Origin of the sequence: Mixta sp. (genome assembly GCF_024610815.1) — a bacterium.
Classification (GTDB): domain Bacteria; phylum Pseudomonadota; class Gammaproteobacteria; order Enterobacterales; family Enterobacteriaceae; genus Mixta; species Mixta calida.
Window position 1 is genome coordinate 1 of the sequence record NZ_JANION010000077.1, and the last position, 13,822, is coordinate 13,822.

Sequence of the window (13,822 nt, forward strand, 5' to 3'; positions counted from 1 at the left end):
AAACTAGCCAATTCATTAATCGCAGGGTAAAAGAATGCATTAATGCAGTCAGTTAAATCTCCAACCACCAGGGAATTAGCGGTAGCGCTTATTTACTCCGCTAAAAAAGTAGCCGCAGGACAGTAATTGAAATTTAATTAATGCGGTATTATCGCGTCAAAAATAATGGCGCAGGGTTTAAGCTGCGCCATTTGAAAAGCGGGTTCGACCGTCCACCGGTCGAACCTCTTTTTTACAGAATTGCTTTGGCTTTCGCCACGACATTATCCACGGTGAAGCCAAACAGCTCGAACAGCTTCTCCGCCGGCGCCGATTCGCCGAAGCTGGTCATACCGATAATCGCGCCGTTCAGGCCGGTATATTTGTACCAGTAGTCGGCAATGCCCGCTTCGATAGCGACGCGCGCGCTGACCGCTTTCGGCAGCACCGATTCACGGTAGGCTTCGTCCTGCTTGTCGAACGCGTCGGTAGACGGCATGGAAACCACGCGCACCCGATAGCCTTCGGAAGTCAGACGATCCCAGGCGGCGACCGCCAGTTCCACTTCAGAACCGGTAGCGATCAGGATCAGCTGCGGCTGACCTTCGCACGCTTTCAGTACGTAGGCGCCGCGCGCGATGTTTGCCAGTTGCTCAGCGTTACGCGGCTGCTGCGCCAGGTTCTGACGGGAGAAAATCAACGCGGTCGGGCCATCTTTACGCTCAATGGCGTATTTCCACGCCACGGCGGATTCCACCTGGTCGCATGGACGCCATGTGCTCATGTTCGGCGTTACGCGCAGGCTCGCCAGCTGCTCAACCGGCTGGTGCGTCGGGCCATCTTCACCCAGGCCGATAGAGTCGTGAGTATAAACCATCACCTGACGGATCTTCATCAGCGCCGCCATACGCGCCGCGTTGCGCGCATATTCCACGAACATCAGGAAGGTCGCGGTATAAGGCAGGAAGCCGCCGTGCAGCGCGATGCCGTTGGCGATGGCGGTCATGCCGAATTCACGCACGCCGTAGTGGATATAGTTGCCCGCCGCATCCTGGTTGATGCCTTTCGAGCCGGACCACATAGTCAGGTTGCTCGGCGCCAGGTCGGCAGAGCCGCCCAGGTATTCCGGCAGCAGCTTGCCAAAGGCTTCGATGGCGTTCTGCGAGGCTTTACGGCTGGCGATTTTCGCCGGGTTCGCCTGCAACTGTTCAATGAATTTCTGCGACGCTTCCTGCCAGTTGGCCGGCAGTTCGTTGCTCATGCGACGGGTGAATTCGGCCGCCAGCGCCGGGTAAGCTTCCGCGTAAGCGTTGAATTTTTCCTGCCAGGCCGCCTCTTTGACGCGACCCGCTTCTTTCGCATCCCACTCGGCGTAGATTTCCTGCGGGATAACGAACGGCGCGTGTTCCCAGCCCAGCTGCTTGCGGGTCAGCGCGATTTCGTCATCGCCCAGCGGCGCGCCGTGGGAGTCATGGGTGCCCGCTTTGTTTGGCGAACCGAAGCCGATAACAGTTTTGCACATCAGCAGAGACGGTTTGTCGCTGACCGCTTTCGCTTCTTCGATCGCTTTTTTAATCGATTCCGCATCGTGGCCATCGACGCCGCGCACCACATGCCAACCGTACGCTTCGAAACGGGCGCCGGTGTCGTCGCTGAACCACTCTTCTACGTGTCCGTCGATGGAGATGCCGTTGTCATCGTAAAACGCCACCAGCTTGCCCAGCTTCAGCGTGCCCGCCAGCGAGCAGACCTCGTGGGAGATGCCTTCCATCATGCAGCCGTCGCCCATAAAGACATACGTATGGTGATCGACAATCTCATGACCTGGACGGTTGAACTGCGCGGCCATAGTGCGCTCCGCAATCGCCATGCCGACCGCGTTGGCGATGCCCTGGCCCAGCGGACCGGTGGTGGTTTCCACGCCAGCGGTGTAGCCGAACTCCGGATGACCTGGCGTTTTAGAGTGCAGCTGACGGAAATTCTGTAACTCGCTCATCGGCAGATCGTAGCCGGTGAGGTGCAGCAGGCTGTAAATCAGCATCGAGCCGTGGCCGTTGGAAAGGACGAAGCGATCGCGATCTGCCCACAGCGGGTTGGTCGGATTGTGGTTCATATAGTCGCGCCACAGCACTTCGGCAATATCAGCCATACCCATCGGGGCGCCCGGATGGCCAGATTTCGCTTTCTGCACAGCGTCCATACTTAAAGCGCGAATAGCGTTGGCAAGCTCTTTACGAGAAGACATGTTTTACTCCAGGTCGGATTATTGTGCTTCGCCTTCCTTAACCTATTGTAATTAATGAGTTATCAGGCAAAGTCAAAGAAAAGTCGCCAAACAATGTACATGAAAAGCGGGGTGAAAGTACATGGCGCGGGCTGCAAAATATCAGGGACAATTTGCGCTTTAAGCGTTGTCTGCTGGGCTTTATTTCTCAGAACCGTTATAAAAAAGTCTTCCTGAATAAAACCGCCCTGCGCATTTTATTCAGAACGCTGTTTTTTTTATTAGCTTGTTACTGTTAAGGGATGAGAAAGGAATGAAAATCCGTGCTTGTGTGGTGGCGATCTCTCTCGCCACGTTACTTTCTGGTTGTCAGAATCTTGATAGCTCCGCATTAATGCAGTCCGGCGCGCAGGCTTTTCAGGCCGTCACCTTAAGCAACGATCAGGTGAAGGCGCTCAGCGAACAATCCTGCCAGCAGATGGACAGCGAAGCGCAAATCGCGCAGCCCGGCAGCGAATACCAGAAACGCCTGGATAAAATCGCCGCCGCACTGGGCAACAACATCAACGGCACGCCAGCCAACTATAAGGTTTACATTACCAAAGACGTCAACGCCTGGGCGATGGCCAACGGCTGCATCCGCGTTTACAGCGGCCTGATGGATATGATGAGCGATAACGAAGTGGAAGCGGTGCTGGGCCATGAGATGGGCCACGTCGCGCTGGGCCACTCCCGTAAGGCGATGCAGGTCGCTTATGCCACGACCGCCGCGCGCACCGCCGCCGCGTCGATGGGCGGCATCGCCGCCAGCCTGTCGCAGTCGCAGTTGGGCGAACTGGGACAGAAACTGGTGAGCGCGCAGTTCTCCCAGACACAGGAGTCGCAGGCGGATGATTACTCCTACGATCTGCTGAGAAAACGCGGCATCAACCCGAACGGCCTGGTCACCAGCTTTGAAAAACTGGCGAAGCTGGAAGGCACGCATCAGAGCTCGATGTTTGACGATCACCCGGCTTCGGAAGCGCGTGCGCAGCATATCCGCGAACGCATGGCCGCCGACGGCCTCAAATAAGCCCATCGGGAGGCGATATTCCTCCTTTTTTCTGCCAACGGCCTTAAAAAAGGGGAGGCTTCCCGCCTCCCCAGTCAGCGTGCTGATAAACTCAAAAAGCGGGCGTCATAGACCAGAGAGCAAAGCGTCCCGCGCCATGAACGGCGCGGGCCGATCTGGCAGGGATGCCGTTTTTCGCGTCTTTGCGAGCGGGCCATGTCACCCGCGACACCGCTTTGCTAATCATCTGACGGGGACCAATAGCCCGCAAGCAAATCAATAGAGCGTTTTCTGCGGCGGCCCGGCAAAGCGCAGCGCGCCGGTTTTATCCATTCTGATCTCAACCACCGACGGGCCGACAGAGGCCAGCGCTTCCGTCATCACCGCCTGGAAATCCTCAACCTGCTCCACCCGCCACGCCTGAAGGCCGATCGCCTGCGCCAGCAGGGTGAAATCGGGCGTATGCAGCTGGTTGTAATACTGTCTTCCGCCGAAATATTTATCCTGGATGCCGCGCATCACGCCGTAGCCGCCGTCGTTCATAATCAGCAGCGTGACATTGGCTTTTTCCTGCGCCAGCGTCGCCAGCTCCCCCAGGTTCAGGCTCAATCCGCCGTCGCCTACCAGCCCTACCACCTTACGCTGCGGGTTGGCGATGGCGACGCCGATCGCCATCGGCAGCCCCATGCCGATGGCGCCCGCCAGGGAGTGAATATTCATCAGCGGACCGTTGGCGCGCAGCAGGCGGCTGCCCCACAGGCTGCCTGAAACGGTAATATCGCGCACCAGGATGCCGTCCGATGGCAACGCCTTATCTATCGCATCGTTCAGCTGCGCGTAGACGCCGCACTGCTCGCGCAACTCCTGCTCCGCCTGCGCCACCGCCGATCGCACCTGCGCATCCCAGCGCGCATCACCCCATTCGCGCCCCTGCGCCTTTTCCGCCAGCGCGCTCAGCAGCGCGGCGCAGTCGCCGACCAGCGTGTCGTCCATCAGGTAATTGCGGCTCGCCGCCGCCGGATCGATATCGATCTGGATGCGCGGCGTCGGCAACGGCAACGTCCAGGAACGGGTTTCGTTGCTGCGCAGACGCGATCCCGCCACCAGCGTGAGATCGCACTGCGTCAGCACCGCCTCTACCGAGGGCGAATTGTGAAACGCGCGCAGGCTGGCGGGATGGGCGTCGGGCAGAATGCCGCGCCCGTGGGTGCTGGAGATCACCGTAACGCCCGCATCCGCCAGCTTTCTCACCGCCCCAGCGCAACGCAGCGCGCCGCCGCCCAGCCACAGCAGCGGCCGTTTCGCCTCTTTTAACTGACGCCACAGCGCCTCCACCCGCTCTGGCTCCGGCGCGGCGCCTGCCAGCGGCGCGACGGGCGCGGTCGCCAGCGCCAGCGGAATCAGGCTGCTCTGGATATCGACAGGAATCTCGACCGAGACCGGACCGCAGGGCGGCGTCTGTGCTTCCTGAATCGCCTTATGCAAAATGGCGATCGCCTGATTCGCGCTGCTGACGCGCCAGGCGCGTTTAGAGGCGGCTTTCAGAAAGGTCAGCTGATCGCGCGTTTCGTGAATAAAACCGGTATCGGCATCAAGCCAGGCTTTTTCCACCTGTCCGGTAAGATGCAGCAGCGGCGTGCCGGCATTCAGCGCCTCGACCAGCGCGCCCACCGCGTTGCCCGCTCCGGCGCCGGTACTGGTCAGCGCTACGCCCAGGCCGGAAAAGCGGCCGTGCGCATCGGCCATGGTGACCGCGCCCGCCTCGCCGCGCGCCGGGACAAAACGGATTTTCTCCCGCTGCCCGATGGCGTCGGCAATCGGCAGGTTATGAATGGAAATCACGCCGTACAGCGCGTCGACCTGATACTGCTCAAGTGTTCTGGCGATCGCCTCGCCCACGGTAATCATTTCGCTCATTGCACACCTTTCTTGTTAGTCGCACCAGGCGTTCACGCCATTACCTGTCGCCAGATAAACGCTCTTTTGCTGCATCCAGGCCTTCAGGCCCTGAATGCCTTTTTCGCGGCCCAGCCCGCTCTCTTTAAAGCCCCCAAACGGGGTGGAAATGGAAAAGACTTTATAGGTGTTGATCCAGACCGTGCCGACTTCCAGCCGCTCGCTCAGGCGCAGAGCGCGGCCCGCGTCGCGCGTCCAGATCCCGGCGGCCAGTCCGTAAACGGAGTCATTGGCCTGCTGGATCAGATCCGCCTCATCGCTGAAGGGCATCGCCACCAGCACCGGCCCGAAGATCTCCTCCTGGCAGACGCGGGCGCGGTTGGTCAGCCCGGCGATAATCGTCGGCTGAAAATAGCTGCCCGCCGCCAGCGCCGGATCGGCGGGAATTTCGCCGCCGCACAGCACGCTGCCGCCCTCCCGCTGCGCCAGCTGAACGTAGGCCATTACGCTGTCGCGATGCTGCGCGTTGATCAGGGGGCCGATATGGGTATCAGCGGCAAGGGGATGGCCGATGCGCAGTCCGCGCGTCAGCTCCAGCAGGCGTGCCATCAGCGCCGGGTAGACCTGCTGATGAATAAACAGGCGCGAACCGGCGATGCATGCCTGGCCGCCTGAGCTGAAGATGCCATAGCAGATGCCACGCGCCGCCTGCTCGATATCCGCATCTTCCAGCACGATGGTGGGCGATTTGCCGCCCAACTCCAGCGAGGCGGGAATCAGTTTTTCCGCCGCCACATGCGCCAGGTGGCGTCCGGTCGAGGTGCCGCCGGTAAAAGAGATTTTGCGCACCAGCGGATGCCGCGCCAGCGCATCGCCGATAATCGATCCTTTGCCTGGCAGCACGCTCAGCAGTCCGGCAGGCAGCCCCGCCTGCTCAAACAGGCGCGCCAGCTCCAGCGCCATCAGCGGCGTCGCTTCCGCTGGCTTCAAAATCACCGCGTTGCCGGCGGCGATCGCTGGCGCCACCTTCTGCATTTCGCTGGCGATCGGGGAATTCCACGGCGTGATCGCCGCCACTACGCCCAGCGGCTCATAGCGGCTGAAGGTGATCAGATCGGGCTGACGCGGCGTCGGCAGTTCGCCCTCCAGCAGTTCACCGGCGGCGGCGAAATAGCGCGCGCTGCCGGCGGCACTCATCACCAGCCCGCGCGCCTCCGCCAGCGGCTTGCCGTTATCGCGGCTCTGCATCTGCGCCAGCTCATCCAGGCGCGCTTCAATCAGATCGGCGACGCGGTGCAGGATCTTCGCGCGCAGATGGGGCAGCCTTTCTCGCCAGGCGGAATCGCGCCAGGCGCGTTCGCCGCAGGCGACCGCCTCTTGCAGGTCGTCAAGGCTGGCGGCGTTCAGCGTGGCGTTAACCGAGCCATCCGCCGGAAACAGGCTCTGCATGCGGTAGCCGCCGCCGCGCCGCCATACACCGCCGATAAAAATTTTCTGTTCTTCCATTTCAGCCTCCTTTAGCGCTGCGTCAGTTCGCGGCAGGCGCGCACCGCGCTCAGGGCCGCCAGGGTGGAGGTTTTCGGGTTGTCGGCCAGCGGCAGCCCGCTCAGTTCAAGGCGCAGTTCGCCAAACAGTCCGCTGGCGTGCAGCGTATGGGTATTGCGCTGCGTCGCCGGATCGGCCATCAGCTGAACGCGGGTGGCATCCATTCCGACGCCGCCAAGAGCGATCGTCGCCGCCACATTGGCGTTGGCGGGAAACAGCCGCGCGGCCTCACGCGCGCTGCCTTCGAAAAAAATTTGCGCTTCGCGGATGGCGTTCAGATCGATCAACGTTTCCGCATAGCTGCCGCGCCAGCTGGCGGGCGATTTGCGCGAACGATAGACAACCTGCTCCAGCCCGCCCTCTTTCGCCGCCGCCAGGCCATCAATGCCAGCTACCGCGCCGGAAAGCAGCGTCAGCCGCCCGCCTGCATGCCGCAGCCGTTGCTCCAGTGCGCTGTCCGCCAGCGCGCCGGTCGAGATAATCGCCAGGTGCCAGCCGCGATGCAGCACCGCCTCGCCATACTGCGCCACCGCCTGCTGGCTGGCGCACTCCAGCACCAGATCGGGCGTTTCCGCGCAATCCTGCGGCAGCAGCAACGGCCGCGCCCGATCGCCGAAGCGCGTGCGGATCGCCGCGTGGTGATGCGTTCGCGCGACGATCCAGCCGATCGTCACGCCTTCCGGCAACCTTTCGATCACCGCCTGCGCCATCGCGCCATAGCCGATCAACATGATCTTTTTCATCATCGATCCTTACAGATGACGGCAGAAGCCGCCGGAGACATCGAGCGCCGCGCCGGTAGTAAAGGAGGCGAGCGGCGAGGCGAGGAACAGCAGCGCCTGCGCCGGCTCCTGCGGTTTTCCTAAGCGCTGCATCGGGATACCACGCCGACGGGCGATTTCCGCCGTCCAGTCGGCCCAGCTTTGGCGTTTATCAGCACGGTTTTCGAAGCGGCGTCGCCACTGCCCCGACTCCACCATGCCAAGCAGAATGGAGTTCACGCGGATGCCCTTGCCCACCAGCTCCTTCGACAGCGTCAGCGTCATGTTGAGCAGCGCCGCGCGCGCCGCCGAGGTGGCGATCATGTGTTCCTCCGGCTGCAGCGCCAGCAGCGAGTTGACGCAGGTGATGGAGCCGATATCGGATCGCTCCAGCAGCGGCAGAAACGCCTGCACCGGATTGATTACGCCGAAGAGCTTTAGCTCTGCCTCATGCAGCCAGGCGCCGCGCGGTGTCTCATTGAAATGCGCCACATAGCCCTGCCCGGCGTTATTGATCAGCAGATCGGCGCCGCCAAAGCGCGCCTCCACCGCCGCGGCGAAGGCTGCCACCTCCTCTTCGTGCAGAACATCGCAGCGGTAAGCGAAAATCTCACCCTGCGGATAGTCGTTTTGCAGCGCCGCCTGGGCGCTGGCCAGTCGGTCCGGGTCGCGTCCGCAGAAAGCCACTTTCGCGCCTTCGCCCAGCAGCAGGCGCAGCGTTTCAAACCCGATGCCGGAGGAGCCGCCGGTAACAATCGCCACGCGGCCTTCAATCTGTGCATTCATTCCGCACCCCTTCCAGTAGCTGTAACAGCCGTTGATTAAACAGCGCGTCGTTGTCGAGATAGCTGGCGTGCCCGGCGTGCGGAATCGGGCGGTAAGGCGCGCCGTAGCGTTGCGCCAGCGCCTGCGCCTGCGCAGGCGGCGTGATGGTGTCCTGCTCGCCGCACCAGACTTCCAAACCGCCCCGATATTGCGCAAGCCAGCGGTGAATATCGTCGTGAGCCAGCATCCAGGCCGCTGCGAGAAAACCTTCAGGGCGTAGCCTGCGCATACCGGCGGCAACGGTGGCGATATCCTCCGGTCGCGCGTCGGGCCGCAGCAGTTTGGCCGCCCTGGTCTGCGCCAGGATTTCGCCGCCGAGCGCTATCTGCTGCTCCCGGCTGCGCCATACCTGTTCACGCATCGAAGGCGCCGCCTCGCCGTAGCCCTGCGCCGGATCGACCAGCGCCAGCCGCGCGACGCGTTTGGGAAACCGCGCGGCAAAGGCGGCGGCGATAAGCGCGCCGAGCGAATGCCCGACCAGCGTGACGCGCTCCACATCCAGCCGATCCAGCAGCGCCGCCAGCGCCTGCGCGTAATCGCCCGCATTCGCCTTTTCCACCGTCAGCATCGGGCTGTCGCCATAGCCGGGCATCTCCCAGGCCAACACACGGCAGCCCGGCAGCGTCATCTGTTTATGCCAGGCGGCCGCCCCGGAACTGATGCCGTGCAACAGCATCAGCGCCGCGCCGTTTCCCTGCTCACGAAAACCGCTCATTGCGCGTCCTTAGCTGCGTTTTACGCTGGCCAGCGGGTGATCTTCCGGGTAGGTCGGAATATGCGGCTTCTGCGTGCCAAGCATCACGCACATCAGCGCCTCTTCCTCACCGTGGTTAAACAGCCCACGATAGATGCCCGCCGGCACCGAAATCAGATCGCGCTCGCGCAGAATGGTTTCCAGATAGTTGTCGCCATCCTGAATCATCAGCGTGATGGCGCCTTTGAGCATAAAGAACACCTCTTCTACATCGTCATGCAGATGCAGCGGCCCTTCACACTTGGCGGGCAGCACCATGGTAGAAAAAGTGAAATGCTCCGCCGGCACGGTGTTGGCGTCGGTCGCCACGCCGGTAGCGCCGGTGCCGATATAGCGCATCTGGGCGCGACGGTATTTAGGATCGAAATCGGCCTGAAACTTCAACGCGTTCCAGTCATATTTACGTCCTTCAAAGCGCGCGATGCGCGATTCCACCCACTCTTCCATCGTCAGGTGAGCCGGTTTGATGCCAGGGTTCAGGGTTGTATCGGTCATGATTAACTCCTCAGTAACGTGTCAGCAGCGGCAGCAGCAGGACACAGCCCAGCGCCGCCATAATGATCAGAAAGATCAGGCCGGAATCCATACTTTGGGTGAAGGCTATTAGCGCCCCCATCACCGCCGGCGACAGCGCCCCGGCGAAGTTGCCCAGCCCGTTGAAAATGCCGCCCGCGGTGGCGCTAACGCGCGGATGGGTCGCCTTCGCCAGCAGGGCAAAGATGTTCGGTGCGCCGGTGCCCCACATAAAAGTGCTAAAGCTCATCGCGGCGATAACCGCCGGAGGGGTAGCAAGCTGCATCACCGCAGCCAGCCCCAGCGCCGCGCCCGCCATTGAGATAAAGCAGGCGGCGGCGCGTTTGTTAACGCGGTCCGACAGCCAGGCGCCCAGCACTTCACCGATCAGCATGGCGATAAACGGCATCGACGAGAGCCAGCCCGCATGTTCCAGGTGAATGCCTTTGCCTTTAATCAGGTAGCCGGGCAGCCAGCCGTTGATGCCCCACAGGTAGGTCAGGAAAGCGATATTGAAAATGCAGATCATCCAGAAGTGCGGGCTGACCAGCAGCTCGCGCCGCGCTTCCCGGCGCGACTGCTGTGAAACCGCCGTGCGATCGGCGGCGGGCGCCAGATGAATATTGCGCAGCCCGGTGCGCACCAGCAGCAGCACCGGCAGCGTCAGCAGCGCCATGACGAAAAAGGTGCTCTGCCAGCCGAAAGTGTTCAGCAGCCACAGCGACAGCGGAAAACCGATGGCGGCCCCGACCGGCGTGCCCAGCAGCCAGAGCATGGTGGCGCGCGCCTGTAGTCGCTGCGGGAAGGTATGGCGCACGATGGCGAACGCCAGTGGGAACAAGGGCCCTTCCGCTACGCCCAGCAAAATGCGCAGCGTCACCATCACCGCATAGTTATGAGTCAACCCCATCAGCACCATCAGCAGACACCACGCCACCATCATGCCGCTCAGTAGACGCAGCGGCGCGATGCGGTCGCCCAGCCCGCTGAGCAGCACCGAAGAAAAGCCGTAGCTCAGCAAAAACGCGCTCATCAGAATGCCGAGGCGCGTGGTGTCGAAATCAATCCCCATCGCCTGCTGAAAATGCGCGTCGGAAAAGAGCGCGGCGATGCTGATCTTATCGAAGAAGGCCAGCAGCACGCAGGCGAGCAGCGCCAGCGGAATGGTCCAGCGAATCGGTTTTTCAGGCGTGAGGCTGCCCTCACCGCTCGTCACGTCGGACGCGGTGTTTGTCTCTAATGTGGTCATCTTTCCCCCTGGGGGCTAAGCCTTGTTCAGCGCAACGACATCAGCGAAAAATCAGGGTCGTCCAGCGGCGTCTGCGAGAGATCGCGGCCGGAGGCGATCCAGCGCTTCGCCAGCTTGACGGCGCGCGCGTCGTTAAAGGCCACCAGCTGATTCAGCACGCCGTCGGGACCGAGCGAGAAATAAAGGTTTCCCTGCGCGCTGCGGCGCACCAGGCTGCGGTCGCCGGGCTGCGGCAGGCCGAGGATCTGGATGTTGTGCTGATATTGATCGGACCAAATCCACGGGATCTCGTCGTAGCCGGGCGCCTCATCGTTCAGCATCGCGCGCGCCGTGGCGATCGCCTGGTTCTGCGCGAACGCCCAGGACTGTAGCGAAATGCCATAGCGCGGATGCTGCGCCACATCGCCGGCGGCGAAGATCGCCGGATCGGTCGTTCTGCCCTGCGCATCCACTACGATGCCGCGCCCGATCGCCAGCCCGGCATCGCGCGCCAGCTCCAGATTCAGATCCACGCCGATACCGGCCACTACCGCATCGAACGGCTCGCATCTGCCGCCGCACTGGATGACCGGACTGCCGCCTTCGTCTTCCAGCGTCAGCGCGCCGCAATCGCAGTGGATCGCCACGCCCTGCTCCTGATGCAGCTGATGCAGCGCCTGCGAGACTTCCGCGCCGACGGATCGCATGCAGAGCGCGGGCTGCTGCTCGAACAGGCTCACCGCCACGCCGCAGCGTCGCGCCGACGCGGCGATCTCAAGACCGATCCAGCCACCGCCGACAATCGCCAGCCGCTGGCTCTGCCTCAGCCGCGCCTTCAGCCGCTGCGCATCCTGCCAGTGGCGCAGCGTATAAACCTGCGGATGGCGCCGCCAGGCGTCGCCCGGCAGCCTGGCCCGACCGCCGGTGGCGATCAGTAGCCGGTCATACTCCACCCGCTCGCCATTGCTCAGCCGCACGCTTTTCGCGGCGCGATCGAGCGCCTCGGCGCGTAGCGGACGATGCCAGCGCAGATCGAGCGACTGCTGGAGATCGGCGCTGAACAGGCGCGGCAGCGCGGCGTCTTCCAGCAGCGCGCTTTTCGACAGCGGCGGGCGCTCGTAGAAATCCCACGGCTCATCGGCGATAACGGCGATTTCGCCGCGGAAGCCCTCATCGCGCAGGGTTTTCGCCGCCCAGCCGCCCGCCTGACCGCCGCCGATAATCACTATCCGCGTTGTCATACCGCCTCCGGCTTTTTCTGCTGGCGGCGCGTGTCGTGATCGATGCCGCCCTCCACCGCCCATTCGGTGAAGGAGACCAGGGAGTGCTCCAGCTCGCGCGGACGCCAGTTTTCCGTCAGGTAGTCATCGTTGGTGTAGTATTCAAACGCGCCGCCGGCAGGACTGTTGACGTACCAGAAATAGGCGGAGGAGACCGGATGACGGCCCGGCCCGATAAAGGTGCTCCAGTGATTTTTATTCATCGCAATGCCGCCGCCGATCACCTCATGAATATCGCGCACGGTAAAGGCGACATGGTTCAGTCCTCTTTTACGGTTCGGCAGCTGAAGCAGGAAAAGATTATGATGGCCGCCGCGAGCCTGGGTACGCAGGAAGACGGCGCGGTTAACGTAGCGATCGGAAACCTCGAAGCCCAGCACGTCGCGGTAGAAGCTCTCCACCGCCGCCAGCTCCTCAACGAAAAACACCACGTGGCCGATGTTGATCGGCTCGGCGCGATCGTAAACCGGACTGGGCGTATCGACCCGGCGCATATCGCCCCACTGGTTAATCGGCTCGACGTTAAGGTTGACTTCTGTCTGCTGCGTCACCTGAATGCGCAGCGTCATGCCGTTGGGATCGCGGCACTCCAGCACGTCGTGCGTTTCGCGAAAGCCAGGCTGCTGCGCCAGCTTCGGCCGCAGCGCCTCCAGCGCGGCGCGGTCAGCCACGCCCCAGGTCATACGGCGCAGCGTATTGCCCGCCTCGAACGCGGGCGGCAGGTCAGGGCTGTCGATCGGGTTAAGCTCCAGCCGCGCGCCGCTGAGCGTGGTGAATTTCTGCCCGCTGGCGTCGCGCGTCAGGCCAAAGTCGCACATAAATTTGGCGCAGTGGCTGAGGTTATCGACGCCAAATTCCAGCTTTTCAATTCCGGTTACACGCATTGGTTGCCTCTTTACGGTTCAGTCGCCCGGATTAGGGCGTAGAGATTGCCCGACGCAATAAAGCGCCTGATGTTAACTTATTGATTTAACTGGCTTTAGACAGATAACCTAAAAAACCAGAGATCTTATCCGCCGCGCTGCGAACTTCGTTTTGCAGCCGCTCGCGGTCGCTTTGCGGCACTTCGCCCGACGGCACCAGAATGCTGACCACCGCCGCGACTCGCCCGCTGCGGTTAAACACCGGATAGACGATGGAAGAGATACCGTGGCGGAAAAAGGATTCGCCAATCACATAGCCGCGCGCCCTGTCCTGCTGCACCATCTGCCAAAGCGTCTCACGGTCGTACTGCTGATCCGGCGTGTTGCTCAGCCTTTCATGAGGAAAGAGCTGTTCAAACTCGGCGCGCGTCACGTCGGTGAGCAGCATGCGGCCCAGCGAGGTGCAGTGCACCGGCAGGCGGGTGCCGATGCTCACCTGGTTAATGCGCGATCCGGCGGCGCTGACGCGGGCGATATAGATGATGTCGCGGCCATCGCGGATCGCCAGATGGCTGCTGCATTCGCTACTGTCGCGCAGCTGCTCGATCACCGGCTGGCCGACCTGCGCCACATCCAGCGAGGCGATATATTCAAACCCCAGGCGCAGCACGTTCATGCCGAGCGAAAAGGTGCTGGTGCGCGGATTGCGCTCCAGAAAGCCCATATGTTCCAGCGTCTGCACCACGCGGTACGCCGTCGCTTTCGGCATATCCACCAGCCGGTGCAGCTCGGCGAAGGTGAGCTCGCGGTGCTGCTCGCCAAAGGCCAGCAGCAGCTGCAAGCCGCGCTCCAGCCCCGGCACCAGATATTTGATTTCCTGCTGATTCGCCATACCGCCTCCGC

Annotated in this window: 12 protein-coding genes; 1 reads left to right on the forward strand and 11 read right to left on the reverse strand. The window is 62.2% G+C overall.

Annotated features, from left to right (window positions below):
- Nucleotides 1-232: 232 nt before the first annotated feature.
- Complete coding sequence (tkt, locus tag MYY08_RS04705; RefSeq protein ID WP_038624279.1) at nucleotides 233-2,224, reverse strand: transketolase; 1,992 nt, start codon at nucleotides 2,222-2,224, stop codon at nucleotides 233-235.
- Nucleotides 2,225-2,516: 292 nt separating this feature from the next.
- Here tkt and loiP point away from each other — a divergent pair, with 292 nt between their 5' ends.
- Nucleotides 2,517-3,275, forward strand: a complete 759-nt coding sequence (gene loiP, locus MYY08_RS04710; protein WP_084970482.1) for a metalloprotease LoiP — start codon at nucleotides 2,517-2,519, stop codon at nucleotides 3,273-3,275.
- Nucleotides 3,276-3,530: 255 nt separating this feature from the next.
- On the opposite strand, the gene MYY08_RS04715 is transcribed toward loiP, so the two are convergent.
- The 10 genes from MYY08_RS04715 to MYY08_RS04760 all read right to left on the reverse strand — a co-directional run bounded on the left by MYY08_RS04715 (nucleotide 3,531) and on the right by MYY08_RS04760 (nucleotide 13,811).
- The gene (locus tag MYY08_RS04715) at nucleotides 3,531-5,171 is read right to left on the reverse strand and encodes a thiamine pyrophosphate-binding protein (protein ID WP_038624275.1); all 1,641 of its coding nucleotides are present in this window, start codon (nucleotides 5,169-5,171) and stop codon (nucleotides 3,531-3,533) included.
- 15 nt (nucleotides 5,172-5,186) lie between these two features.
- The gene (locus MYY08_RS04720) at nucleotides 5,187-6,656 is read right to left on the reverse strand and encodes an aldehyde dehydrogenase (RefSeq protein WP_288013530.1); all 1,470 of its coding nucleotides are present in this window, start codon (nucleotides 6,654-6,656) and stop codon (nucleotides 5,187-5,189) included.
- 11 nt (nucleotides 6,657-6,667) lie between these two features.
- Entirely contained in the window at nucleotides 6,668-7,438 is a 771-nt protein-coding gene (locus tag MYY08_RS04725) for an aspartate dehydrogenase (protein WP_038624271.1), read from the reverse strand.
- 9 nt (nucleotides 7,439-7,447) lie between these two features.
- Nucleotides 7,448-8,242 (reverse strand): SDR family oxidoreductase, encoded by a 795-nt coding sequence (locus MYY08_RS04730; protein ID WP_288013533.1) that lies wholly within the window; start codon nucleotides 8,240-8,242, stop codon nucleotides 7,448-7,450.
- A complete protein-coding gene (locus MYY08_RS04735; RefSeq protein ID WP_038624267.1) occupies nucleotides 8,226-8,996 on the reverse strand; it encodes an alpha/beta fold hydrolase in 771 nt (256 codons plus the stop codon). The genes MYY08_RS04730 and MYY08_RS04735 overlap by 17 nt, the downstream gene beginning before the upstream one ends.
- A gap of 9 nt (nucleotides 8,997-9,005) precedes the next feature.
- Nucleotides 9,006-9,530 (reverse strand): cupin domain-containing protein, encoded by a 525-nt coding sequence (locus MYY08_RS04740; protein ID WP_038624265.1) that lies wholly within the window; start codon nucleotides 9,528-9,530, stop codon nucleotides 9,006-9,008.
- Between the two features lie 10 nt (nucleotides 9,531-9,540).
- A complete protein-coding gene (locus tag MYY08_RS04745; protein ID WP_288013539.1) occupies nucleotides 9,541-10,797 on the reverse strand; it encodes an MFS transporter in 1,257 nt (418 codons plus the stop codon).
- A gap of 26 nt (nucleotides 10,798-10,823) precedes the next feature.
- A complete protein-coding gene (locus tag MYY08_RS04750) occupies nucleotides 10,824-12,017 on the reverse strand; it encodes an NAD(P)/FAD-dependent oxidoreductase (protein ID WP_288013542.1) in 1,194 nt (397 codons plus the stop codon).
- Entirely contained in the window at nucleotides 12,014-12,940 is a 927-nt protein-coding gene (locus MYY08_RS04755; RefSeq protein WP_038624259.1) for a VOC family protein, read from the reverse strand. The genes MYY08_RS04750 and MYY08_RS04755 overlap by 4 nt, the downstream gene beginning before the upstream one ends.
- Nucleotides 12,941-13,025: 85 nt before the next feature.
- The gene (locus MYY08_RS04760; RefSeq protein WP_190296185.1) at nucleotides 13,026-13,811 is read right to left on the reverse strand and encodes an IclR family transcriptional regulator; all 786 of its coding nucleotides are present in this window, start codon (nucleotides 13,809-13,811) and stop codon (nucleotides 13,026-13,028) included.
- Nucleotides 13,812-13,822 lie beyond the last annotated feature (11 nt).

Coding starts and splice junctions, on each gene's coding strand:
- tkt (WP_038624279.1), bottom strand. CDS start 2,224: ATGTCTTCTCGTAAAGAGCTTGCCAACGCTATTCGCGCTTTAAGTATG.
- loiP (WP_084970482.1), top strand. CDS start 2,517: ATGAAAATCCGTGCTTGTGTGGTGGCGATCTCTCTCGCCACGTTACTT.
- MYY08_RS04715 (WP_038624275.1), bottom strand. CDS start 5,171: ATGAGCGAAATGATTACCGTGGGCGAGGCGATCGCCAGAACACTTGAG.
- MYY08_RS04720 (WP_288013530.1), bottom strand. CDS start 6,656: ATGGAAGAACAGAAAATTTTTATCGGCGGTGTATGGCGGCGCGGCGGC.
- MYY08_RS04725 (WP_038624271.1), bottom strand. CDS start 7,438: ATGAAAAAGATCATGTTGATCGGCTATGGCGCGATGGCGCAGGCGGTG.
- MYY08_RS04730 (WP_288013533.1), bottom strand. CDS start 8,242: ATGAATGCACAGATTGAAGGCCGCGTGGCGATTGTTACCGGCGGCTCC.
- MYY08_RS04735 (WP_038624267.1), bottom strand. CDS start 8,996: ATGAGCGGTTTTCGTGAGCAGGGAAACGGCGCGGCGCTGATGCTGTTG.
- MYY08_RS04740 (WP_038624265.1), bottom strand. CDS start 9,530: ATGACCGATACAACCCTGAACCCTGGCATCAAACCGGCTCACCTGACG.
- MYY08_RS04745 (WP_288013539.1), bottom strand. CDS start 10,797: ATGACCACATTAGAGACAAACACCGCGTCCGACGTGACGAGCGGTGAG.
- MYY08_RS04750 (WP_288013542.1), bottom strand. CDS start 12,017: ATGACAACGCGGATAGTGATTATCGGCGGCGGTCAGGCGGGCGGCTGG.
- MYY08_RS04755 (WP_038624259.1), bottom strand. CDS start 12,940: ATGCGTGTAACCGGAATTGAAAAGCTGGAATTTGGCGTCGATAACCTC.
- MYY08_RS04760 (WP_190296185.1), bottom strand. CDS start 13,811: ATGGCGAATCAGCAGGAAATCAAATATCTGGTGCCGGGGCTGGAGCGC.